This window comes from Bradyrhizobium sp. LVM 105 (assembly GCF_003957705.1).
Taxonomy (GTDB): domain Bacteria; phylum Pseudomonadota; class Alphaproteobacteria; order Rhizobiales; family Xanthobacteraceae; genus Bradyrhizobium; species Bradyrhizobium frederickii.
In genome coordinates this window covers 80,712-102,831 of the sequence record NZ_QZMV01000010.1, presented here as the reverse complement: position 1 = coordinate 102,831, position 22,120 = coordinate 80,712, and the positions used below count along the sequence as shown (strand labels likewise).

Annotated in this window: 17 protein-coding genes and 1 tRNA gene; 12 read left to right on the top strand and 6 right to left on the bottom strand. The window is 63.2% G+C overall.

What is annotated here, in order from left to right; translation table 11 throughout:
• Nucleotides 1-17 precede the first annotated feature (17 nt).
• Nucleotides 18-3,071 carry an ATP-binding protein gene (locus D6B98_RS25465; protein WP_126259643.1) on the bottom strand — a complete coding sequence of 1,018 codons (3,054 nt, stop codon included), beginning with the start codon at nucleotides 3,069-3,071 and terminating at the stop codon, nucleotides 18-20.
• A gap of 285 nt (nucleotides 3,072-3,356) precedes the next feature.
• On the opposite strand from D6B98_RS25465, the gene D6B98_RS25460 reads away from it, so the two are divergent.
• Nucleotides 3,357-3,848, top strand: a complete 492-nt coding sequence (locus D6B98_RS25460; protein WP_126259642.1) for a hypothetical protein — start codon at nucleotides 3,357-3,359, stop codon at nucleotides 3,846-3,848.
• A gap of 429 nt (nucleotides 3,849-4,277) precedes the next feature.
• Here the strand turns inward: D6B98_RS25460 and D6B98_RS25450 are convergent, their stop codons facing one another.
• A complete protein-coding gene (locus D6B98_RS25450) occupies nucleotides 4,278-5,030 on the bottom strand; it encodes an SDR family NAD(P)-dependent oxidoreductase (RefSeq protein ID WP_126259641.1) in 753 nt (250 codons plus the stop codon).
• A 143-nt stretch (nucleotides 5,031-5,173) separates the two neighbouring features.
• Entirely contained in the window at nucleotides 5,174-8,038 is a 2,865-nt protein-coding gene (locus D6B98_RS25445; RefSeq protein ID WP_164718857.1) for an ATP-binding protein, read from the bottom strand.
• A 336-nt stretch (nucleotides 8,039-8,374) separates the two neighbouring features.
• On the opposite strand from D6B98_RS25445, the gene D6B98_RS25440 reads away from it, so the two are divergent.
• From D6B98_RS25440 to D6B98_RS25430, 3 genes are all read left to right on the top strand, one after another.
• The gene (locus tag D6B98_RS25440; protein WP_164718856.1) at nucleotides 8,375-9,316 is read left to right on the top strand and encodes an AraC family transcriptional regulator; all 942 of its coding nucleotides are present in this window, start codon (nucleotides 8,375-8,377) and stop codon (nucleotides 9,314-9,316) included.
• 193 nt (nucleotides 9,317-9,509) lie between these two features.
• Nucleotides 9,510-10,676 carry an HlyD family secretion protein gene (locus tag D6B98_RS25435; RefSeq protein WP_126259640.1) on the top strand — a complete coding sequence of 389 codons (1,167 nt, stop codon included), beginning with the start codon at nucleotides 9,510-9,512 and terminating at the stop codon, nucleotides 10,674-10,676.
• Nucleotides 10,673-12,244: a DHA2 family efflux MFS transporter permease subunit gene (locus tag D6B98_RS25430; RefSeq protein ID WP_126259639.1), complete on the top strand. Its 1,572-nt coding sequence runs from the start codon at nucleotides 10,673-10,675 to the stop codon at nucleotides 12,242-12,244. Before D6B98_RS25435 ends, D6B98_RS25430 begins: the two co-directional genes overlap by 4 nt.
• Here the strand turns inward: D6B98_RS25430 and D6B98_RS41995 are convergent.
• Both D6B98_RS41995 and D6B98_RS25420 read right to left on the bottom strand, forming a co-directional pair.
• Nucleotides 12,204-12,308 carry a hypothetical protein gene (locus D6B98_RS41995; protein WP_502699928.1) on the bottom strand — a complete coding sequence of 35 codons (105 nt, stop codon included), beginning with the start codon at nucleotides 12,306-12,308 and terminating at the stop codon, nucleotides 12,204-12,206. The genes D6B98_RS25430 and D6B98_RS41995 overlap by 41 nt on opposite strands.
• Nucleotides 12,309-12,424: 116 nt before the next feature.
• Nucleotides 12,425-12,501 (bottom strand) — tRNA-Met (locus tag D6B98_RS25420).
• A gap of 368 nt (nucleotides 12,502-12,869) precedes the next feature.
• Here D6B98_RS25420 and D6B98_RS25415 point away from each other — a divergent pair.
• The 4 genes from D6B98_RS25415 (at nucleotide 12,870) to D6B98_RS25400 (ending at nucleotide 17,700) form a co-directional block, all read left to right on the top strand.
• On the top strand, nucleotides 12,870-14,246 hold the full coding sequence (locus D6B98_RS25415; RefSeq protein WP_502699927.1) for a coniferyl aldehyde dehydrogenase: 1,377 nt from the start codon (nucleotides 12,870-12,872) through the stop codon (nucleotides 14,244-14,246).
• Nucleotides 14,247-14,375: 129 nt separating this feature from the next.
• Entirely contained in the window at nucleotides 14,376-15,968 is a 1,593-nt protein-coding gene (locus tag D6B98_RS25410; RefSeq protein WP_164718855.1) for a GMC family oxidoreductase, read from the top strand.
• 311 nt (nucleotides 15,969-16,279) lie between these two features.
• The gene (locus D6B98_RS25405) at nucleotides 16,280-16,792 is read left to right on the top strand and encodes a CvpA family protein (RefSeq protein ID WP_126259635.1); all 513 of its coding nucleotides are present in this window, start codon (nucleotides 16,280-16,282) and stop codon (nucleotides 16,790-16,792) included.
• 125 nt (nucleotides 16,793-16,917) lie between these two features.
• The gene (locus D6B98_RS25400) at nucleotides 16,918-17,700 is read left to right on the top strand and encodes an SDR family oxidoreductase (RefSeq protein WP_126259634.1); all 783 of its coding nucleotides are present in this window, start codon (nucleotides 16,918-16,920) and stop codon (nucleotides 17,698-17,700) included.
• Nucleotides 17,701-17,749: 49 nt separating this feature from the next.
• Here the strand turns inward: D6B98_RS25400 and D6B98_RS25395 are convergent, their stop codons facing one another.
• Entirely contained in the window at nucleotides 17,750-18,226 is a 477-nt protein-coding gene (locus D6B98_RS25395) for a DUF3775 domain-containing protein (RefSeq protein ID WP_126259633.1), read from the bottom strand.
• A gap of 213 nt (nucleotides 18,227-18,439) precedes the next feature.
• On the opposite strand from D6B98_RS25395, the gene D6B98_RS25390 reads away from it, so the two are divergent.
• The 4 genes from D6B98_RS25390 to D6B98_RS25375 all read left to right on the top strand — a co-directional run bounded on the left by D6B98_RS25390 (nucleotide 18,440) and on the right by D6B98_RS25375 (nucleotide 22,010).
• Nucleotides 18,440-19,288 (top strand): MBL fold metallo-hydrolase, encoded by an 849-nt coding sequence (locus D6B98_RS25390; RefSeq protein ID WP_135171308.1) that lies wholly within the window; start codon nucleotides 18,440-18,442, stop codon nucleotides 19,286-19,288.
• Nucleotides 19,289-19,535: 247 nt separating this feature from the next.
• Nucleotides 19,536-20,378, top strand: coding sequence for a fumarylacetoacetate hydrolase family protein (locus D6B98_RS25385; protein WP_126259631.1), 843 nt, complete (start codon nucleotides 19,536-19,538; stop codon nucleotides 20,376-20,378).
• 136 nt (nucleotides 20,379-20,514) lie between these two features.
• The gene (locus D6B98_RS25380) at nucleotides 20,515-21,126 is read left to right on the top strand and encodes a glutathione S-transferase family protein (RefSeq protein WP_126259630.1); all 612 of its coding nucleotides are present in this window, start codon (nucleotides 20,515-20,517) and stop codon (nucleotides 21,124-21,126) included.
• A gap of 14 nt (nucleotides 21,127-21,140) precedes the next feature.
• Nucleotides 21,141-22,010, top strand: coding sequence for an MBL fold metallo-hydrolase (locus D6B98_RS25375; protein ID WP_126259629.1), 870 nt, complete (start codon nucleotides 21,141-21,143; stop codon nucleotides 22,008-22,010).
• Nucleotides 22,011-22,120: the final 110 nt, after the last annotated feature.

The window sequence follows — 22,120 nt, the reverse complement described above, 5'->3', positions numbered from 1 at the left end:
CCGGGCGGGGGGCGGAGTCAGCTCAGCTCACTGCCCCGGGCGAGCATCCCGGCCAGCATCGCCTCGGCCTTGCGCTGCAGCGGCAGCGCGCCGCTTTCGGACGCGATCGCGATGGCCCCGCGCAAGGACGCGAGGACGGCCGCCTTGCTGTTCTCGCTGGCGACAGGCGTCACCACGGCCTCGCCGAACAGGGCCTCGGCCTCGAGACCTGAAAACCCCTGCTGGCGGGCGGTGTTGCGCGCCTCGCGCAGCATGTTCTGCGCCGCCTGAACATCGCCAAGACGCCAAGTCGCGAGCGCCAGGTAGATCGAGCTGCGCAGCACCGCCGAGGTATAGCCGACCGCCTTCGCCTCCTCGCGCGCCTCGGTCAGCATGCCGCGCGCCCGGTCGAACAGCCCCTGCTCCAGATAGGCCATGCCGAGGTGGCAGGCCATCACCGGCACGAACAGCCGGATGCCGTGCTTCTGCGCCAGCACAAAGCCGTCTTCGAGGATGGCAGCGGCCGCCGCGGGATCGTTCTGACCAAGCTTCAGCCAGCCGCCGCTATAGGCGGCGGCGACGCGGTCGTAGGGACGGCCGGTCTCCTCGGCGATCCCGGCGGCCTGTTGCTGGAGCTGCTCGGCGGCCTCGAGCTCACCCATGACCGTGTGGGTGAAGCTGTTCATCATGCAGCAGAGGAGGAGGAGGGATCGCGGGGTCGTGCCGATCGGGGCGCTCGCTTGCGGTCCCTCCAATTGGGCGTGAGCGACGGCCAACATTTGCCCTGCTTCGCGATAGCGGCCGGCGAGGAAATAGGCCTGTCCGAGACCGTATCGCGCGAGGTTAAGCCACCCCGCATTGCCCCACTCTTCGGCGAGCCGCACCACTTCCTCGGAAACCGCGACGGCTTCGACCGGCGCTCCGAAGAAGTTCTGTGCGCCGGCCCTGACCGTCATGGCGGCGACCTTGCGTCCGATGTCATCGATCGCTCCCGCCCGCCGTTCGGCCTCCTTTCCGAGATCCAGCCACTCGGTCACCTGGCCGGACGCGATGAATGCCGCACGAGCTTCCATCCGCAAATCGATGGCATCCGTCTCCCGCAAAGGCGTCATCGGCGTCTTGTCGAGCGAGCCCATCGCGATCTCGAAGTAGCTGGCCGCGTCCGAAAATGCCGAGCGGCTCAAGCATTTTCGACCCGCGCTCCTGCCGTGGCTGAAGGCCTTGAGCCAATCGCGGGCGCGCACCGCGTGATAGCACAGCGCGTCGGGCTCATCCGCGCCCGCCCCGTCGCTCTCGAGCCTCGCAAGAATGCGCGCGTGAATGCCTTCGCGCACCTTTTCGACCATGGAATCATAGGTCACCTGACGGACCATCTCGTGCCGAAACTCGAGTACATCGCCCAACTCGCTGTCGGTCCTCACCAGCAGTTCGGCGCGATCGAGCGACGCGAGACAATCCTGCAGCGTATCCTCGCGCAGCTCGAGGAGCGTGCGCAGCATCGCCACGCTCGATCGCGGGCCGAGCGCAGCCGCAACCTGTAGGACCGACCGCTCCTGCCGCGACACCCGATCGAGCCGCGCGGCAATGACGCCCTGAATACTCGAGGGAATGCCGAGCTCCTCGATCGGACGCATCAGCGCGAGATCGCCCCATTGGCCATGGAGTGTTCCGCTATCCCGAAGCCCGCGGCAGACTTCCTCGATGAACAGAGGGACATTGGCCGTGTGCGAAATGATCCGATTCTTCAGATCGTCATTCGCCGTAGAGGGACCGAGCATGTCGGCCAGCATGGCCAGTCCTGAATGATCGTCGAGAGGCTGCATCGCAACGATCTCGGCGCGGCAGCGCGCAATCCAGACCGGCATGCCGTTTGGCCTGGATGTGAGGAGGACGAGAAGGCCCGGCACCTGAAGCGAAGCGATCGTCGCCATGATCGTATCGCTGGCCCGGTCGATCCAGTGCAGGTCCTCGATTAGGAGAACCGTTGGCTGGCGACGGGCGATACCCTCGACGATGGCGCAGCTGACCTCGGAAATCGCACGTCCCCGGGCGTGAGGCTCGAGCTGATTCCATTGCGGATCCGCAATCGGCAGATCGAGCACCGCGTCAAGGGCGCAACGCTGAATCTCTACCAGATCGTTCCGGGGATCTGGGGGGCTGCCGGGCTGCTTGGCGACCGACTCCAGCGCCGAGAGCAGGAGCCGCTTGAGCGTGCTGAACGGCGCCCCCTGGAGGTTCGGGCTGCACTCGGCGTCGATCAGGCGCCAACCGTGGGGCCTGAGCTCCTGGACAAATTCGTGCGCGAGCCGCGATTTGCCGATACCGGCATCGCCCAGCAGCAGAACCGTCTGCCGGCCCGTTCCGGCGCTCTCGACCGCACGAGCCAGCAACGCGCGCTCGGTCGTCCGATCGACGAATCGCGAGACGCTGCGCGCACGCCGCACCCGCCAGCTCGACAGATCGCTGGCCCCAACGATCCGATAGACCGGCACGGACTGATTGAAGCCGCGCAGCGGCTTGTCACCCAGAAACTCGAATCGGACGTGCCCTTCGGCAAGCTCCTGGCAGGCCTTCGACACGTAGATCTGATTCGCCTCGGCCGCCGCCTCCAGCCGGGCGGCCAGGTGCTGGGCCGCCCCGCCAATCTCGTAGACCTTGGAAAACTCGCTGGCGACCATATAGGCAACGACATGGCCGGAGTGGAGACCCACCCGGACCTGAAGGCCGGGGTCACCGAGACCGGCAACACGCCGGACCAACTCGATCGCCGCGTGGCAGGCCAGCGGCGCATGATTGTCGTCAGCGATCGGAGCACCGAACACCGCAGAGAGCCCGTCGCCCAACTCCTTGCTGACGATGCCTCCGAACTGACGTACCGCGCCTCTCATCGCAGCCAACGCCGGCTCAAGGCGCGAGACCGCCTCCTCCGGATCGAGATCGGCAACGAGCCCGGTCGAATCCACGACATCGGCACGGAGAATCGTCACGAACCGCCGTTCGCTCTCCGGTTCGGAGCGCCGCACGGCCACCCCGCACTTGGAGCACCAGCTGTCGCCTGGGTCGATCGCCGACTGACACGCGGCACAATGCATTTCCGTGCCTTCAAAAGTCGCAGCACCGTCCTTCGATCGGCGCTCGCGAGGAGCCTGACGCAAGATTACCTATCGGAAGATTCATGGCAATCGAACTTGCACGCAAGCATGGCTGCATCACCAGCAGGCCTCTCTCTGGACGAAACACAATTTCAGATGGTAGCGTTTACGCGCGCGAACGTGGGGCCGCGCGTTCTGGGGGCGCCGAGGGCTTTCGTTTAGCCAACGAGCTTTTCTGGGCTGCAGGTCACCCTGATTGGTTGGATCATATCGAAGGACAAGGCGATGGGCGGCAGGACATATAGCGGCAAGGCATTTCGAGACTTGATGAACAGCAATTACTACCCTCTGGCAAACATGAAGAAGAGCGTCGCCAAGCTCAAGGCTTCCGAAGACATCGACCTGCCGACCTTGGAATACGGCCAGTACCACCTGATCCTGAACCCGCCATCGAGGTGGCCGCAGGGCAGCGCCAAGTACTGGCATAAGGAGAAGGGACGGGCGCGTCTCGACCTCAGCACCCAGCCCAATACGGTCCCGCTGTCCAAAGATGAGCCCGGCGTCATCCCGCTGACCCGGTGCGACCTGCTCGATGCCTGCGTGCGGAAGTGCTTCAACTCCGAGCCGCCGATCCCGATGAAGACCAACATCATCGTCCACGGGCCGAACGACGCCTATGCCCACCGGCATGAGATCCGGTTGGAGTGGGAGTACAAGAAGGGCTCGAACACGCCGACGCTGCTCAATTTGACGATGGTCTGTCCGTACAGATCCTGATTGGAAAGATTCTACTCTGTTGGCGAAAATCATCGTCGCCCGCGCGCTCCAGACGCGCGGGCGTTTTGTTCGCGGGCACCGTGACGTGGTCTCGCCCGTCTCACATTCCGCCACCGGCCTGTCGCACGAAGATGATCCGCTGCGCTTCGGTGCGCGCGCGAGTCGGCCCAGACGGCGGTCGTCGCATCGAGGTGACGGTCGCGGGCGAAACGGTCGACATCGACCACTGGCTGGTCGAACAGGGCTTTGCCTATCCGACGCTTACTCCTCGGTTAACGAGGACGAGATCGGGGCCCTCCTTGCCCTGGCCAAGGCCGCGCGCACCAGGAAGCTGCCGGTGTGGACGCATCTCGCCAGGATCTTTTCCGATGCAAGAGACGGTTCCCGAACCTCCACGCCCACGGAGGCGACGAGTTCGCGTCTGGATTCTCATCCCGCCGAGACCTCGATAAGTTGCGCGTTGATCCAGCGATTTTCATCGGACAGCAGAGAGGCGATCATTGCCCCGATATCTTCCGGCCCCTCCGGTCGGCCGAGCGCCCTCAAGCTGGCGACCTGAGCGGTGATTTTGGGATCTTCCCACACCAGGGCGTCACTGAAATCAGCTCGGATCGCCCCGGGGGCGACTGCGTTGACCGCTATGCCTCGCGCGCCGAGTTCTTTTGCCTGGTATCGCGTCAACACCTCGATCGCGGCCTTGAATGCACCGTACGGGCCGCTGCCGGGCACGATGATTCGGGCGAGCCCGCTCGACATGTTGACGATACGGCCGCCGTCCTTGATGAGAGGCAGCAATTTTTGAGTGAGAAAGAACACTGCTTTGAAATTAACCCGGTAGATCGCATCGAGTTCTGCCTCGGTCGTGCTTTCCAACCTGCCATGATGCGAGATCCCGGCATTGTTGACCAGATAATCGAAACGGGTGGCGCCAAGAACTCCAAGTGCTTCGCGGAATCGCAGTACGAAACCGTCGAAGCTGCTCGCTTCCGCGAGATCAAGCTGCAAAGGAATGGCTCTCCGGCCGATCTCCTCAACGGCCGTCGCAACCGCATCGGCCTCAGCAAAAGCGGCTTTGAATGTGAAGATGCTGTCAACACCTCGCCTTGCCAGACCGAGAACCGTACTCCGCCCGATGCCGCGGCTGCCGCCGGTCACAATGGCGATTCTCCGGTCCTGTTCCATCGCTGCTCCTGCCGTTGCTTTTTCAAGCGGTCTTGCGGGGAGGAGGAATATGGACCAGACTTGGCCGCCCAAGGTGTTATGAACTGCAAGGAAGTGAAAAGCCGCCGCGGCTCCCCTGACCGCTCATGCCGGATTCTTCCCGATCACGCCAAGCGCGCCAGAAGATCCGCCGCATCCAGGAGATCCGACGAGCCGGAATCTTCCTCGTGAGCCGCCAAGACCGGCTCGAGGAGTGCGCGCGTCTCTGCTACCCGCCCATGCACGATCAACAGCTGCGCCAATGCGAGCGCAGCCCTCAACTCCCATGCCAACGCGCCTTGGCTCCTTGCGTAGTTGATCGACTCTCGCAGCAATGACTCTGCCTTGTCGGGCCGGGCATCCGCACCTCTCATGACTATTTGCGCTTGCGTGCGCAGTAGGCCGGGCATTGAAAACTTCTGACCCATTTTTTGTGCTGAAGAGATCGCCGTCTGGATCGTCATTCGTGCCTCGACCAACCTTCCGCTCTGTGCCAATCCATCTGCCAGAGCCTGCGCGGCGGCGCACGTAAGCATGCGAAATTGTTCGCGGTACAGCAGCTTCAAGGCTCGGCGCAACGTTTCCACGCCGGCTGCAGGTTTTGCCGTCATCGTGAGCCACTCCCCCTTCAACGCCAGGGCAGCGGCTGCGAGCGCCTTGAGAGAGTGCCTTTCAGCCTGCACGATTGCGCGATCTATATGTTCGGCGCAAACTTCGGTGGCGCCATTCCAGAGCAGGATAGGGACAGCATGGACTACAGCCATGCAATAGTTGCTCGGCGGTGACAACCGTTCGGCCTCATGGAGAGCCGCCACAGCCAACCCGCACGCGCGCGTTGCCGCCCCTCTGAGCCAAAGCGATCGTGCCAACGCGAGCTCCGCGCGGAGGCGGTGATCGTAGCCGAACAAATTGAGGTCGAGGCGGCTATTGGTGGCCTCGAGCTCAAACCCCAGTTCGCAATGGGCGATGGCATCGGCTTGATGACCGGCAAGATGCAAGGCGGCGGCAAGCATCCATTCGGAGATGACCCGATCGCTGATCGATCCGCTCCGGTCCGCCACGGCTTTGCATCTCTCGGCGGCCGCCAGCCCGCCATCGAAGTCGCCAATCCTCGTCAGGAAGAGGTTGAGGCCGGCCAGAAGGCGAAGTTGTGCCAATCCTTGCTCGCCCGCTTCGTACAGGTCCAGCCCACGCTGGATCGCATGTTTCACCTCCTGCGTATTGCCCCACATATGCATGGAGGCGACAGCGAACGCCTCCAGCAAGCGCGCCTCCCGGTGCGACATCTCGCTCATGTGCTGGATCGCGGTCAAGGCAAGGCGCGACCAGTGGCTGCAGTCCGCAAGCAGCCAAAGACCAAGAAACAAAGGCGCAGCATCGGCCGCCAATTCAACCCCGATCTTGCGATTCTCCTCGCTGGAAAAACTCCACTCGAGTGCCTTTCGTACATTCCCGAGGTGTGGTGCATGGCGCCCGATCTCGGCATACGCGCCGTGCTCGAGAGCAAGTGATTTGAACAAGGAAGCAAAGTAGCGAGCATGGCGACTGGCAATCGGCTCGCCGTCTTCGGATTGGCTGAGCTTCGCCGCAGCATAGGCGCGCGTGGTATCGGGGAGGCGGTAAAATACCGCTTCATCGGTCGGTCTTACCCAGACCAGAGACTTATCGACCAGTCTCTCCAGAGTCGAAGCGATAGCTGGCCGGTCGCTCTCTTCTTCGCCCGCGACGGAGCAGGCCGCCTCCATTGTGAACAGACCGACGAAGGCGGACAGGCGCGAAAGCGTTCGCCTTTCGTCTTCTGCGAGCAGATCGTAACTCCAGTCAAGCATCGCTTGAAGCGTTCGATGTCGAGGAGAAACATTGCGTCTGATGGGTAATGCCATCTCCGCATTTTGCGCCAAGAGGCCTGCAACGCCGCGGATCCCATAACTCCCGACGCGGCTGGCGGCCAGCTCTATCGCCAGCGCAATTCCGTCAGTCCGCCGGCATATATCCGAAACGATCGGCGCATCGGCGTCAGTCAGATCTTCGGTGAATCCGCTGAACGCCGCCCTATCCATGAACAGACGCACGGCCGGCGTTGCCAAGGCATCCACCGCCGTCGGGGCTTCCTCCGCTGGATAGGCGAGCGGACCGAGCAGATGCACCGTCTCACCCTCGACATGCAACGGCTCCCTCGAGGTGGTCAGCAAATGGACGAAGGGGGCCTCACGGAATAGCCGGTCCGCCAGCAGCGAGATCGGATCGAGGAGGTGCTCGCAACTGTCGAAGACAACCAGCATGCGCTTATCTGCAAGGAAGCTCGACAGTTCGGCGACGGGATCGGATCCCCCCAAGGTGCAGCCAACCGCCGAAATCACGCTGCCAGGAACCAAGCCAGGCTCGAGCACCGCGCCAAAATCGACGAAGGCGACGTTCTCGTCGCCAAATTCGGCTCGCAGCCGCGCGATCAAGGCAACCGCGACCGCCGTCTTGCCGATGCCGCCGGCGCCCACAATACTGACAAACCGTCGACTCGCGAGAAGCCTGCTTATACCAAGAACGACCTCGTCGCGGCCGACGAAAAGCCCCCGATGCGACAGGAATTGACGACTCAGCCGATCAACCGAGTTGGAATCCGACGAGTACGCCAGGCTCGTGTGAGACCGCTTGATTGCGGCAACGAAACTGTATCCGCGGCCTGCGACGTTGACGATGTAGCGCGCATCATCCCGGCCATCGCCCAAAGCTCGGCGAAGCGTCGACATATGCACCCTCAGTCCCGCCTCGTCGGTCACAACACCATTCCACACCGACTCGAGGAGATCACGCTTGCTGACAACTTCGCCCGCGCGATCGGTCAGCGCGATCAGAATGTCGAGGCCGCGCGACCCAATTCGTACGGGATTTCCGTCCTTGAGAAGCAAGCGACGCCTGCGATCGAGCTGGAAGTCGCCAAAGCAAATTATCGCATCGGAACTCATCGACGCCTGAGTATTGCTCGACATCATCCCGCTTCACCTGAAGGTGCGTCTCCAACCTGAGCGGCCGGACGCAGTTACCGGCTTCGCAAATGTACGTGCGAACGGGCCTGCCGGGTAGCGTCTTCGCGTTCCATGCTTTCGCGGCATCACGCGCGTTCCACTCGTCGCAAGTGGCTGATTGAACTCGGATATTGGAAAGAGCGGTTCTGCGTGAGCGACCTAACGTCACGGCTGCGGCGGGCGATCGCAGCGTTCGATTTAGCAAAATCCAACGTTTCTTAAGAGGAGCTAACGCGCCTTCCGAAGGAGTGCAGGCTAAATCCACTCGGTATCGCAAGCACAAGCCAACAGAGGAGAGCCAGGATGCGCGACGACATGCATGCGGTCCCCCCCGAACACGGTCATCATCCCGCGTTGAGCGACAAGAGGCATCCGCGAGCATATCCTCTGGAGGAGCGGGCGTGGCGCAGGCCGGAACAAAACGGTGCGTCCCTGGCCCAGGAAATCACCATTTCGCGCTGGCTCGATCTCCGAACCGCGTCTCGTACCGAGGAGGCGGTCACCCCGAGTGATCGCTACTTCATTGGCGTGGCATCGAGGACGACGCGCATCAAGTTGACAGGAGAACAGCGAACAATCTTCGAGGGCGTCATGCCGGAAAGCACGCTGTATGTCAGCGCTCCCTCAAAGCGGCTCGTCGCACGCTTCGATGCACCCTGCGACTTCCTGCATTTCCACGTTCCGGACTCATATTTCACAGATCGGCTACCAATTGCGCAGCATCGCCCAACTCAGCATCTGAATGACCTTATTCTGCTTCGCGACATGTTCGCAGGACAGCTCACTCGACCGCTGCTCGGACGCGGCGAACCGATCGACGAGACGTTCGCCCGCTGCATCGGACAAACGCTGGCGATGCGGCTCGCGCGCCTCGAATTTCCACGCACCAAGGTCGGAGCGCTGGCAAATTGGCGGCTTCGGCGCGTCCAAGACCACGTCAAACAGAATTTTCGTCGGTCGATAAGGCTTCCGGAGCTGGCTCGAGTTGCCGGACTTTCCCGTATGCATTTTGCCGCACAGTTCCGGGCCGCGACGGGATACCGCCCCCACGAATATCTGCTGGCTCAACGGGTCGAACACGCGAAGACGCTGCTGAATACAGAGGCGCCTCTGGTCCAAGTCGCGCTCGCGGTCGGATTTTGCACTCAGGCACATTTCTCGACCGTGTTCAAAGGGATCACCGGTGAGACCCCGGCTGATTGGCGAGCGCGGTCGAGTAGCAGGGCCGCTTCCGGACCCGTGTAGCGCACTTCCGTACGACAGCGGAGAGTGACCCAAAATGCCGAACGCCGCTGTGACCGCGCCTCGCGCAATTCGACCTGGCCGATATGCGGCGAATTCGTCATGCGATCTCGCAATAGGTCGCGCACTCAAGAAGGACGCAACACCGGCGCTCTGAACAATGATGCCTGAATCATCCTGAAAGGGCTCGGGAGCAATGACCTCCACCGCGACGAGCATTGAAACGGAAGGGCGCGCCCCGCCTCCCGCAGACGCTGCAACTGGGGCATCCGAACATCTGGGCAGGGCGGCAACGGAGCGGGCGCGTGTGTTGCCGAGACACTTGGTGCCAGTGATGCTGGCGATCGCGGTGGTTTGCGGCGGGACCTATGCTGGTTGGGGGTATTGGGCGCATTGGCGCTTCGAAGCGGCCACAGACGATGCCTATGTGCAAGCCGATGTCGTTTCGATCGCACCACAGGTTGCCGGGAACATCGCATCATTGTTCGTTGACGACAACCAGCATGTGAAGATCGGACAGGTTCTGGCCGTCATCGACCAACGCGACTACGAGGCAGTTGTCGAACAGGCGGCCGCTGGCGTCGAGCAGGCCACCGCCGGGATCGCGACCATCGAGGCCGAGATCGCCCAGCAGCGGGCCGTGATCCGCCAAGTCGAGGCGACGATCGATGCGGACAAAGCACAGGAGCTGTTCGCGAAGGAGAACAGTCAACGCTACGGCAAGCTTGCAGACGACGGCTATGGCTCGGTCCAGGACGCACAGCAGGCGGCCTCGCAGATCGATACCGCGACGGCGGTCGTCGCCAAGGACCAGGCCGCGCTTGATGCCGCCAAAAAGCAGATCGAAACCCTGAATGCTCAACTGGCGCAGGCCAAGGCGACGCTCGAGCGAAACGAAGCGGCATTGCGGCAGGCACGGATCAATCTCGGATACACCACGATCACCTCGCCGATTGATGGCGTCATCGGCGATCGCACGCTGCGGCTTGGCCAGTACGTTCAGCCAGGCACCCAGCTTCTCGCCATCGTCCCGCTCGCGAAGATCTACGTTGTGGCGAATTACAAGGAAACCCAACTGGCCGAGGTGCGCGCCGGGCAGCCCGTCGTCCTGGAGGTCGACGCGTTTCCTGGGAAACGAGTTCGCGGCCGCGTCGACAGCCTGGCGCCTGCCAGCGGGCAGGAGTTCGCTCTGCTGCCGCCCGACAATGCCACCGGCAATTTCACGAAGATTGTTCAACGGATTCCGGTCAAGATCGCCGTTGACCCGAGCGACCCGCTCGCCGGCATGCTGCGTCCGGGCATGTCGGTGACGGCGACAATCGACACAAGGCGCGGCGCCACGCCTCAGGGATCGCAGCGATGAGCGGCGCGATCGATGATCGAAACACCGAGCGCGCGTCACTGCGGACCTGGGTCGCCGTCTATGGCTGCATGCTCGGGGCGCTGATCGCCGTGCTGGACATCCAGATCGTCAATTCATCGCTTGCGGAGATCGAAGGAGGAATCGGCACGGGAATCGACAACGGCGCGTGGATATCGACGTCTTACCTGATCGGCGAGATCATCATGATTCCGCTGACCGACTATCTCAGTCGCGTGTTCGGCTTCCGCCGATTCCTGCTGACCAACGTGACGCTGTTCCTGACTTTCTCGGTCAGCTGTGCCTTTGCCGACAGCCTCGGCACCATGATCGTCACCCGCGCGCTGCAGGGCTTCACGGGCGGCGTCATGATTCCGATGGCATTTACCATCCTGCTTACCAAACTCCCTTCCGGACAACGCCCGATCGGGCTGGCGATATTCGCGGTCACCGCCACCTTCGGTCCTGCCATTGGGCCGACCATCGGGGGCTATCTCACCGAGCACTTTGGCTGGCAGTACATCTTCTTCATCAATCTTGTCCCCGGCGCCGTGATGCTCGCCTTGCTATTTCCGAGCCTCGACCGCACGCCGATGCAGTTGCACCTTCTCAAGGACGGCGACTGGTACGGCATAGGCTCGTTGGCAATAGGGCTTGCCTGCTTTCAGACCGTGCTCGACGAGGGCAACAAGGACGACTGGTTCGGCTCTCCCTACATCACGCATCTCGCCATCGTCGCGGCCGTGATGTTGACGGCGTTCGCGGTCATCGAGCTGAGAAGCGACAAGCCCGCCGTGCAGCTTCGCCTGCTTGCGAATCGCAATTTTGGGCTGGGCACACTCGCCAACACACTCGTCGGATTCGGCTTGTTCGGATCGATCTATGTGTTGCCGGCCTATCTCGATTCCGTTCAAGGCTATAATGCCGAACAGATCGGGCTTGTGCTCGCCTGGTCAGGCTTCCCGCAGCTCGTCATCATTCCTTTTGTCCCGCTGCTCCTCAAGTATTTCGATGTGCGCGTGGTCGTCTGCGCCGGACTGATCGTGTTCGCAGCGAGCTGCGTCATGAACATCCATCTGAGCTTCAACGACTCCGGGCCGCAGTTGATGTTGACCAACCTGGTGCGCGCGGTCGGCCAGTCGCTCCTCGTCGCACCCTTATCAAGCATCGCGATGGCGCACATAAAGCAGGATGAATCGGCGGCGGCGTCTGGCCTGTTCAATATGCTTCGCAGTCTGGGCGGCGCGATCGGAACGGCCGCGCTGGCCACAGTCATCACGAAACGCGAGCAGTTCCACTCCAACATCATCGGACAAGCGGTGACTTCGTTCAATCCGATCGACCAGTCTTTCCTGACCCGGATGCAACAGTACTTCTTGCCCCATGGCGTGCCAGATCCGGCGCGCTCCTATCAGCAAGCCGAGATCTTGCTCGGCGAACTCATCAAGCAACAGGCAACGATCATGGCCTATTCGGACGCGTTCTATTCGATAGCGGTAGTGCTGCTAACTGCAGTGCTTGCCGTGGCGCTCACAAGATCGCCGATGAACAAGCGCGCTTCTGCCGGATAAGCGGGGGACAGGATTTGAAGCTATGGCACACCCGTCCGTCGTCTATCACCGCATAGCCGTGCATCAGCAGATTGCGAAAAGCGATGATCTTCCGTACGTCGGGCACTCGGAGCCCCCCAAAAGCAAGAAAGCCGCCCCGAAGGGCGGCTTTCTAAAACCTCGTCAAATCAGAGGCCCATTTGGTTGCGGGGATAGGATTTGAACCTATGACCTTCAGGTTATGAGCCTGACGAGCTACCGGGCTGCTCCACCCCGCGTTAAACACTTGCATGCCTTCGGTTAAATCTCGGGGACGGTCGGTTGAGGCCGGCGCTGTTCGCGTGGCTTTTCCAGTCCGTCCCAAAGGCTTCCTTGGAAGGCAACCCCGGGGCAGTGCCCATCGGGTGCGGGGCGTATGTATCAAGGCGGGCTGGCTTTGGAAAGGGCTGCGGGGACGTTTTTTTCGACTTTATGACAGGGGAATCGACCGATTTCCGCTGCATTCCCTGCTCTCTTGCCAGAAGTTCCACAAAGGGTCAGCTTGCGGCAACAAGATTAAGCTGAAACGCGCCCTCGAGGGAGGAACGCCGTGGACAAATCCCTGACGGGCGACCCGGTCGGAGCGCTGGAGGAGGCCTTCCACGCCATGGTCGCGCGGTCGCGGGACGAGCCGGCACCCGGCCTTGCCGAGCGGCTCGACCGGCTGGCGCGGCTGCGCAGCGTCGTCGCCGACAACGAGGAGCGCTTCCGGCAGGCGATCTCGGCCGATTTCGGCCACCGCTCGGCGGTCGAGACCACCATCGCCGAGACCATGCTGCTGTTCTCCGAGATCCGGCATGCCACAAAGCACCTGAAGAGCTGGATGGCGCCGCAGCGGGTGGCGACCGCGCTGCAATTCCTCCCCGCCCGCAACCGGCTGATGCCGCAGCCGCTCGGCGTCGTCGGCATCATCGCGCCGTGGAATTATCCGCTCCAGCTCACGCTCGCGCCCGCGATCGGCGCGCTCGCTGCCGGCAACCGCGTCCTCATCAAGCCGAGCGAGCTGACGCCGCATTTCGCAGCCCTGCTGAAGCAGACAATCGCCGCAAGGTTCGATGCGACCGAATTGCTCGTCACCGGCATCGAGGACGAGATCGCGCAAGGCTTTGCGCGCCTGCCGTTCGATCACCTCGTCTTCACCGGCTCGACCCGGGTCGGGCGGCTGATCGCGGAGGCCGCGGGACGCAACCTGACGCCGGTCACGCTCGAGCTCGGCGGCAAGTCGCCGGCGATCATCGACGCCTCGGCCGACCTCGATGAAGCGGCCGAGCGCATCGCCTACGGCAAGCTGCTCAATGCCGGGCAGACCTGCATCGCGCCGGATTACGTGCTGGTGCCGGAGCCATCCCTGCAGGCCTTTGCCGAGAAGGTGCGGGCCCAGATGCGGCGGATGTTCGGCACCGATCCTTCCAACAAGGACTACACCTCGATCATCTCGGACCGGCATTATGCACGGCTCGAAGCCCTGGTCGCCGATGCGGCGCAGCGCGGCGCGACAATCCTGCAGCCGGCAAAGGCGGACGATCCGAACTGGAAGGCGCACCGCAAATTCCCGCCGACGCTGATCGTCGGCGCGACCGCAGCGATGGCGGTGATGCAGGAGGAGATTTTTGGGCCGGTGCTCCCTCTTCTCGGCACGCGCAACCGCACTGATGCCATCGCCTTCATCAACCATCGCGACCGGCCGCTGGCGCTGTACTGGTTCGGCAAGGACGGTGCCGCGCGCGACGAGGTGCTGGCGCGCACCGTCTCCGGCGGCGTCACCATCAACGACTGCCTGTTTCACTTCACGCAGATCAACCAGCCGATGGGCGGCGTCGGCGCGTCCGGCACCGGCGCCTATCACGGCGAATGGGGCTTTCGCACCTTCAGCAAGCTGAAGCCGGTGTTCTATCGCTCCAAGTTCAACCGCCTCGCCGACCTCTATCCGCCCTATGGCGGCAAGGTCGCGCGGCTGGAGAAATTAATGCGGTTCATGTCGTAGCTCACAGTCATTCCGGGGCGCCTCGAAGAGCCGAGCCCGGAATCCATCTCACAATCACAATGCGGCCAAATGGATTCCGGGTTCGATGCTCCGCATCGCCCCGGAATGACGACAATGGGGGGAACTAAATTGACCGACACATTCGATTTCGTCGTCGTGGGCGCAGGCTCGGGCGGCTGCACCGTGGCGGGACGGCTGTCGGAGGATTCGGGGACATCGGTCGCGCTGCTCGATGCCGGCGGACGCAACGACACTTGGCGGATCACCACGCCGTTCGGGCTCGCCCTGCCATACAGCGCAGCCAACTGGGCCTTCGATACCGTGCCGCAGAAGGGATTGAACGGCCGTATCGGCTATCAGCCGCGCGGCAAGGGGCTCGGCGGCTCCTCGGCGATCAACGCCATGGTCTACATCCGCGGCCACAAACGGGACTACGACCATTGGGCCTCGCTCGGCAACGTCGGCTGGTCGTATGCCGACGTGCTGCCCTATTTCAAGCGCTCGGAGAACAACACCGATTTCGACGGCGAATATCACGGCAAGGGCGGCCCGCTGCATGTCAACAGGCTGCGCACGGACAATCCGGTCCATGACGTCTTCCATCAGGCCGCGCGCGAGGCGCAGTTTCGCATCTGCGAGGACTTCAATGGCGAGGACCATGAAGGCCTCGGCAGCTACCAGGCGACGCAGCACAATGGCGAGCGCTGGAGCGCGGCGCGCGCCTATGTGCAGGCCCACATGGACAAGCGCGCCAATCTGCGCGTCGAGACCGGCGCGCACGCCACGAAAATCCTGTTCGAAGGCAGCCGCGCGGTCGGCATCGAATATGTCCAGGGCAAGCAGATCAGGCAGCTGCGCGCCCGCCGCGAGGTGATCCTCGCCTCCGGCGCCTTCCAGTCCCCGCAATTGCTGATGCTGTCCGGTATCGGCGACGGCGATGCGCTCCGTGCGCACGGCATCGGCGTCGTGCATCATCTGCCGGGCGTCGGGCACAACCTGCAGGACCATCCGGATTTCGTGTTCGTCTACGCCTCCGACTATCCGCACTTCGTTCACGCCTCGCTCGGCCGGCTGCCGTCCCTGCTCCGCGCCATCCAGCAATACCGCCGCGAACGGCGCGGCCTGATGACCACCAATTTCGCCGAGTGCGGCGGCTTCCTGAAGACCCGGCCCGACCTCGACGTACCGGACATCCAATTGCACTTCGTCATCGCGATGCTGGACGACCACGGCCGCAAGAAGCACAAGCAGGCGGGCTTCTCATGCCATGTCTGCCTGCTCAGGCCGAAGAGCCGCGGCAGCGTCTGGCTGAAAAGCGCCGACCCGCTCGCCGCGCCGATGATCGATCCGAACTTTCTCGGCGAGGACGACGATCTCGAAACCCTGGTCGCGGGCTTCAAGACCACGCGGCGGCTGATGGAAACGCCGGCGCTGCGCGCGCTGCAGAAGCACGACATGTTCACGGCGAACGTGAAGACCGACGACGATATCCGCGCCATCCTGCGCGAGCGCGTCGACACCGTCTATCACCCGGTCGGCACCTGCAAGATGGGAACGGATGCGATGGCCGTGGTCGATCCGGCGCTGAAGGTGCACGGCGTCGACGCCTTGCGCGTGGTCGACGCCTCGATCATGCCGACCCTGATCGGCGGCAACACCAACGCGCCGACCATCATGATCGGGGAGAAGGCGGCGGATATGATCCGGGGGGAGCTGCGGTAGGATCTCTTCTCCCTCTCCCCGCTTGCGGGGAGAGGGTTGGGGTGAGGGGGAGGAGGGGGAGTCTCCGCGGGGACGCGGGGAGCTGGACTCGCGGAGAGTCCCCCTCACCCTGAATTTGCTCGCGCAAATTCCGGCCTCTCCCCGCACGCGGGGAGAGGCGAAGCGCTCCCCGTCATGTACCCCCGGCGCCTGCTCGACGATAGCTGCGTCTAGCCCTGAAGTCTTAGCCACCAATACAGACGATTTTAGCGATCTGAAACCGGAATGACCGGACTTGCGTTGACTTGCCCCATCAAGGCAAGGTTGTGCTCATGAACAGTTTCGATCTGGCCGTCTACGCCGCGCTGGCCGTCGCGGTCGGCTTTGGTTTCAGGACCGGCCTGCTGCGCAGCGCCATGACCATCCTCGCCTATCTCCTCGCCGCGCCGATTGCGGTCGCGCTGCTGCCGCTGATCGCGCCGCAAATTGCAGGTAACCCGAATTCACCGCTGCTGCAGAACTGGATCTGGTTCTTCGGCATCTTCGTCGTGGTCGGCATGCTGTTCGGGCATATCGGCCGCATCGCGTTGAACGACACCATCGGCGAGGCCGGCATCGGCGACCGGCTCGGCGGCGCCGCGCTCGGCGCCATCAGGGTCGGCCTCGTCGCCACCACGCTGGTCCTGGTGTTCGACCAGATCGTGCCGGCCAACCGCCAGCCGCCGTTTCTCGTCGGCTCGCATCTGCGGCCGCTGTTCTCGATGGCGGGGCAGATGGGCTTCAAGTCGCTGCCGCCGGAAGCGGCCTCCGCGATCGACCGCCTCAAGCAGGAACGGCGGATCTAGAGCGCATTTGCATCGCTAGCGCCCGGCGCATGCATTTTGGTGCGAGCCCATCCCTTATCAGCGTCGCCGCACTTGGCTAAAGTGCCAGCCGTCCAAAACCTGCCTGACATTACGGGAGTGAAACAGTGGATCTTGGGATCAAAGGTCGCCGCGCCATCGTCTGCGCATCCAGCAAGGGTCTCGGCCGTGCCTGCGCCATCGCGCTGGCGGACGCCGGCGTTCACGTCACGCTGACCGCACGCGGCGCCGAGGCGCTGAAGAAGACGGCCGACGAGATCCGGAAGGCCTATCCCGACGTGACGGTGACCGAGATCGTCGGCGACATCACGACGCCGGCGGGCCGCGAGGCCGTGCTGAAGGCATGCCCGGAGCCCGACATTCTGATCAACAATGCCGGCGGCCCGCCGCCTGGCGATTTCCGCAACTGGACCCGCGACGACTGGATCAAGGCGATCGACGCCAACATGCTGACCCCGATCGAGCTGATCAAGGCGACCGTGGACGGCATGATGGCGCGCAAGTTCGGCCGTATCGTCAACATCACCTCGGCCGCGGTGAAGGCGCCGATCGACATCCTCGGCCTCTCCAACGGTGCGCGCGCCGGCCTCACCGGCTTCATCGCCGGCCTGTCGCGCAAGACCGTGATCAACAACGTCACCATCAACGGCTTGCTACCGGGCCCGTTCGAGACCGATCGCTTGACCAGCACCGCGAAGGGCGAAGCCGACAAGCGAGGCGTCACGCCGCAGCAGATCCTGGCCGAGCGCGCCAAGCTCAACCCCGCCGGCCGCTTCGGCCAGCCCGACGAGTTCGGCTATGCCTGCGCCTTCCTGTGCGGCGCCAAGGCCGGCTTCATCACCGGCCAGAACATTCTGCTGGACGGCGGCGCGTTCCCGGGGACGCTGTAACGTTGCTTCGCACTCTCCCCGCCCTGCGGGGAGAGTGCGTTTTGCAAGATCACCGTTGTTTCGTCGGCTCGTCTTCGTCCTGCTGGCTTGGAGCGGAGGAATCGGCTGTCGTACGCTCGTCGCTCCAGTCGATGCCGAATGCGTCGAGCCCGTCGGCGAGCAGATCGCCGAGCATGGGCTCGCCAAGCAGATAATGCACCGTTTCGCGGCGCGGGCTGCGATATTCGGTGCGGGCCTCCGCCGCGCGTGCGCGCAGATCGTCCCAATCGTCGATCGTGCCGTCGCCGCGACCGAGCCAGGTCAGCGCGACGAGATCGAGCTGCTCGTCCTCGTTCAGGGCGATCATGAAGCTGCCGAGTTCTTGGACGACAGGATCGGAGCCGTCGTCCTCAAGGACATCGAGCGCATCGTCATCGCTCGGGTTCGACCCGGAATCCGGATCGGAATCGCCCTCCTTGACGTCAAATTCGCGCGCCTTCTCGATGATGAAGGCGACTTTGTCAGCGGAAATCGCAAGCTCTGGCATGGCTCCTCCTCCGGTTCCCGCGATAACGCCGTATCGCGTCAGATGATCCATTGCGCCAAGATGCGGAAGTGCGCATGTTTCCAACGTCTTTCCCCGTCATTCCGGGGCGCGACGAAGTCGCAAGCCCGGAATCTCGAGATTCCGGGTTCGATGCTTGCGCATCGCCCCGGAATGACGGGAAGTGAAGCAAAAAAAGAAATGGGGAGCTGCCGGATGCAATGGAAGGTCGGTCGGGTCAAGATCACCAAGGTGGTGGAATTGGAGACGGTCGGCTCGACCCGCTTCATCCTGCCGCTGGCCGGTCACGCGGAGATCCAGAAGCTGCCTTGGCTGATCCCGCATTTCGCCACCGACGAAGGCCGGCTGAAGATGTCGATCCATTCGCTGGTGGTGGAGACGCCTTCGCGCCGCATCGTGGTCGACACCGGGCTCGGCAACGACAAGCAGGGCCGCAATGTTCCGACCTGGAACAACCGCACGACGCCCTTCCTGGAGACGATGAGCGCGGCCGGCTTTGCGCCCGAGAGCATCGACACCGTGCTGTGCACGCATCTTCATGTCGATCATGTCGGCTGGAATACGAAGCTGGCTGGCGGCAAATGGGTGCCGACATTTCCCAAAGCGCGCTACGTCTTCGGCAGGATCGAATACGAGCATTGGCGTGACCACTCCACCGAGCCGGACAAGGCGGCGGTGTTCAATGATTCCGTGCAGCCGATCGTCGATGCCGGCCGGGCCGAGCTGATCGCGAGCGACCACCGGCTCTGCGAGGAGATCAGCATGATTCCGACGCCGGGCCACAGTCCCGGCCATATGAGCATTCTGATCCGGTCGGACGGCGAACAGGGCCTGCTCACCGGCGACGTCGCCCATCACCCTTGCCAGATGGCGCACCTCGACTGGTCCTCGACCGCCGATTCCGACCCGGCGAAATCGGCCAGGACACGACGCGAATTGTTCGGCCGCTTTGCCGACACGCCGACATTGGTGATCGGCGGCCATTTCTCGGCTGGGCATATCAGGCGGGACGGAGACGCGTTCCGGTTCGTGGCGCTGGGCTAGGTCTCGTGCCCCGGACGCGGTGCAGCGTGCAACGCTGCTCCGCCGAGCCGGGACCCAGATGCCGCGGGATGGGCCCCGGCTCAGCAGCGCACCGCTTCGCGCTGCGCAGCGTCCGGGGCACGAGACCTTGCCGCTCCCACCGAATCCAGAAGCCTGCAATGCGGTGCGCTTTGAGCGGTTGAATTTCCCGCCGCCCTGTTCCATGAAGCTGTTAACCGATCGGTCCAATCTCCAGGGAGAAACGAGAATGAAGCTTGTTCGTTACGGCGAGAAGGGTGCGGAAAAGCCCGGCCTGATCGACAAATCCGGCCAGTTGCGCGACCTGTCGGCGCATGTGAAGGACCTCACGGGCGAGGCCTATTCGCCGGAGAGCCTGAAGAAGCTGGCAGGCCTCGATCCCGCCTCGCTGCCCGCCGTCTCCGGCAAGCCGCGGTTCGGCGCCCCCGTCACAGGCATCTCGAAATTCGTCGCGATCGGCCTCAATTATTCCGACCATGCAAAGGAGACCGGCGCCGACATCCCGAGCGAGCCGATCATCTTCATGAAGGCCAACACCTCGCTGTCCGGCCCGAACGATCCGGTGGAGAAGCCGCGCGGCTCGACCAAGCTCGACTGGGAGGTCGAGATCGCCGCCATCATCGGCACCCGCGCCAAGTACGTCTCGGAAGCCGACGCGCTGAACCATGTCGCCGGCTATTGCGTCTGCAACGACGTCTCCGAGCGCGCCTTCCAGATCGAGCGCCTGGGACAGTGGACCAAGGGCAAGTCGCACGACACGTTCGGCCCGCTCGGCCCCTGGCTCGCGACCAAGGACGAGATCAAGGACGTGCAGAACCTGTCGATGTGGCTCGACGTCAACGGTCAGCGCCGCCAGACCGGTTCGACCAAGACCATGATCTTCTCCATGGCAAAGTGCATTTCCTACGTCTCGCAGTTCATGACGCTGCTGCCCGGTGACGTCATCACGACAGGGACCCCGCCCGGCGTCGGCCTCGGCATGAAGCCGCCGACCTTCCTCAATGTCGGCGACGTCGTCACGCTCGGCATCGAAGGCCTCGGCGAGCAGCGCCAGGAGATTGTGGCGGCGTAAGCCGTGCCCTCCCGTCGTCATTGCGAGGAGCGAAGCGACGAAGCAATCCAGTCTATTTCCGCAGAGACAGACTGGATTGCTTCGCTTCGCTCGCAATGACGAAAACAACCGCCGAATACTGCTTAGGACATTTCCCATGAAGCTCACCTTCTCCCCCGCCTCGCCCTTCGCCCGCAAGGTGCGCATCGCCGCGATCGAGCTCGGGCTGATCGACAAGATCGAGCTGACGCCGGCGAGCGTCGCGCCGGGCACGGCCAACGAGGATTATTCGAAGATCACGCCGCTGAAGAAGCTGCCGGTGCTGATCACCAATGACGGCGACGTCATTTTGGACTCCTACGTCATCGTCGAATATCTCAACGAGATGGCCGGCGGCAGCCTGATCCCGGATTACGGCCCGCGGCGCTGGAAGGCCAAGACCAACCACTCGCTGATCAACGGCATGCTCGATTCCATGCTGCTGTGCCGCTACGAGAAGATGGTGCGGCCGCAGGGCCTGCAATGGCAGGCGTGGTCGGACGACCATTGGAACAGGGCCTGGACCGGCATGGCGCGCTTCGAGAACATGCCCGACGTCCTGAACGGTCCGTTCGACATCTCGCAGATCGGTCTCGTTTGCGTGCTCGGCTATGCCGATTTCCGCTTCGCCGATTGCGGCTGGCGCAAGGCCTATCCGAAGCTCGACGCCTTCCACCAGAAGATGCTGGAGCGCCCTTCCGTGAAGATCTCGGTGCCGCCGGCCGCATAACAGCTGGAGTTCTCATGAGCCTGAAATTCTCGGTCGGCGATCTCACCATCCATCGCATCATCGAGCAGGAGACCTCGTTCGTCCCGGCGCTGGAGATGCTGCCGGGGCTGACGCCGCAACTGCTGGCCGAGAACCGGGCGTGGATGCGCGAAGCGAAGGCGCTGGACGAGCAGGATGTTCTGCTGCTGTGCTTCCAGTCCTACGTGGTGAAGACGCCGCATCATACCATCCTGATCGACAGCTGCATCGGTAACGACAAGCCGCGGCCCAATCGTCCGAAATGGAACATGAAGACGGACGATACCTACCTGCGCGGACTCGATGCCGCGGGGTTCTCGGTCGACGACATCGACGTCGTGATGTGCACGCATCTGCATGTCGATCACGTCGGCTGGAATACGCGGCTGGAGAACGGCCGCTGGGTGCCGACCTTCCCGAAGGCACGCTACGTCTTCGCCAGGCAGGAATTCGAGCACTGGTCGGAGCAGAACGCGAAGGCGGAAGTCCCGCCCTTCGCCGACAGCGTGCTGCCGGTGGTCGAGGCCAACAGGCACGAGCTCGTCGGCAACGACCACGAGATCGGCGACCACGTCCGCATCCTGCCGACCCCCGGCCACACGCCGGGTCATATCGCCATCACCATGGGCCGCGGCAGGGACGACGCGGTGTTCTCCGGCGACCTCATGCACTCGCCGCTGCAAACGCTATATCCGGAGCTGTCGATCAAGTTCGACGTCGATCCGGCCAAGGCGGCAACGACGCGCCGGGGCTTTCTCGAACGTTATTGCGACACCGACACGCTGTGCTGCACCGCGCACTTTCCGTCACCATCGGTGGGAAAGATCCGGCGCAAGGGCAACGCGTTCGTGTGCACGGCGGTTTAAGGACGTTCCGTAGACTTCCAGCTCCGTCATGCCCGGGCTTGTCCCGGGCATCCACGCTCTTACAATCCGACATTAACGAAGAACGTGGATGGCCGGGACAAGCCCGGCCA

Excerpts from the sequence above, each read along its gene's own strand:
- D6B98_RS25390 (WP_135171308.1), top strand. The coding sequence starts at position 18,440 with ATGCAATGGAAGGTCGGTCGGGTCAAGATCACCAAGGTGGTGGAATTG.
- D6B98_RS25395 (WP_126259633.1), bottom strand. The coding sequence starts at position 18,226 with ATGCCAGAGCTTGCGATTTCCGCTGACAAAGTCGCCTTCATCATCGAG.
- D6B98_RS25375 (WP_126259629.1), top strand. The coding sequence starts at position 21,141 with ATGAGCCTGAAATTCTCGGTCGGCGATCTCACCATCCATCGCATCATC.
- D6B98_RS25465 (WP_126259643.1), bottom strand. The coding sequence starts at position 3,071 with ATGCATTGTGCCGCGTGTCAGTCGGCGATCGACCCAGGCGACAGCTGG.
- D6B98_RS25450 (WP_126259641.1), bottom strand. The coding sequence starts at position 5,030 with ATGGAACAGGACCGGAGAATCGCCATTGTGACCGGCGGCAGCCGCGGC.
- D6B98_RS25460 (WP_126259642.1), top strand. The coding sequence starts at position 3,357 with ATGGGCGGCAGGACATATAGCGGCAAGGCATTTCGAGACTTGATGAAC.
- D6B98_RS25415 (WP_502699927.1), top strand. The coding sequence starts at position 12,870 with ATGGTCGCGCGGTCGCGGGACGAGCCGGCACCCGGCCTTGCCGAGCGG.
- D6B98_RS25440 (WP_164718856.1), top strand. The coding sequence starts at position 8,375 with ATGCGCGACGACATGCATGCGGTCCCCCCCGAACACGGTCATCATCCC.
- D6B98_RS25445 (WP_164718857.1), bottom strand. The coding sequence starts at position 8,038 with ATGATGTCGAGCAATACTCAGGCGTCGATGAGTTCCGATGCGATAATT.
- D6B98_RS25405 (WP_126259635.1), top strand. The coding sequence starts at position 16,280 with ATGAACAGTTTCGATCTGGCCGTCTACGCCGCGCTGGCCGTCGCGGTC.
- D6B98_RS25380 (WP_126259630.1), top strand. The coding sequence starts at position 20,515 with ATGAAGCTCACCTTCTCCCCCGCCTCGCCCTTCGCCCGCAAGGTGCGC.
- D6B98_RS41995 (WP_502699928.1), bottom strand. The coding sequence starts at position 12,308 with ATGCACGGCTATGCGGTGATAGACGACGGACGGGTGTGCCATAGCTTC.
- D6B98_RS25435 (WP_126259640.1), top strand. The coding sequence starts at position 9,510 with ATGACCTCCACCGCGACGAGCATTGAAACGGAAGGGCGCGCCCCGCCT.
- D6B98_RS25430 (WP_126259639.1), top strand. The coding sequence starts at position 10,673 with ATGAGCGGCGCGATCGATGATCGAAACACCGAGCGCGCGTCACTGCGG.
- D6B98_RS25385 (WP_126259631.1), top strand. The coding sequence starts at position 19,536 with ATGAAGCTTGTTCGTTACGGCGAGAAGGGTGCGGAAAAGCCCGGCCTG.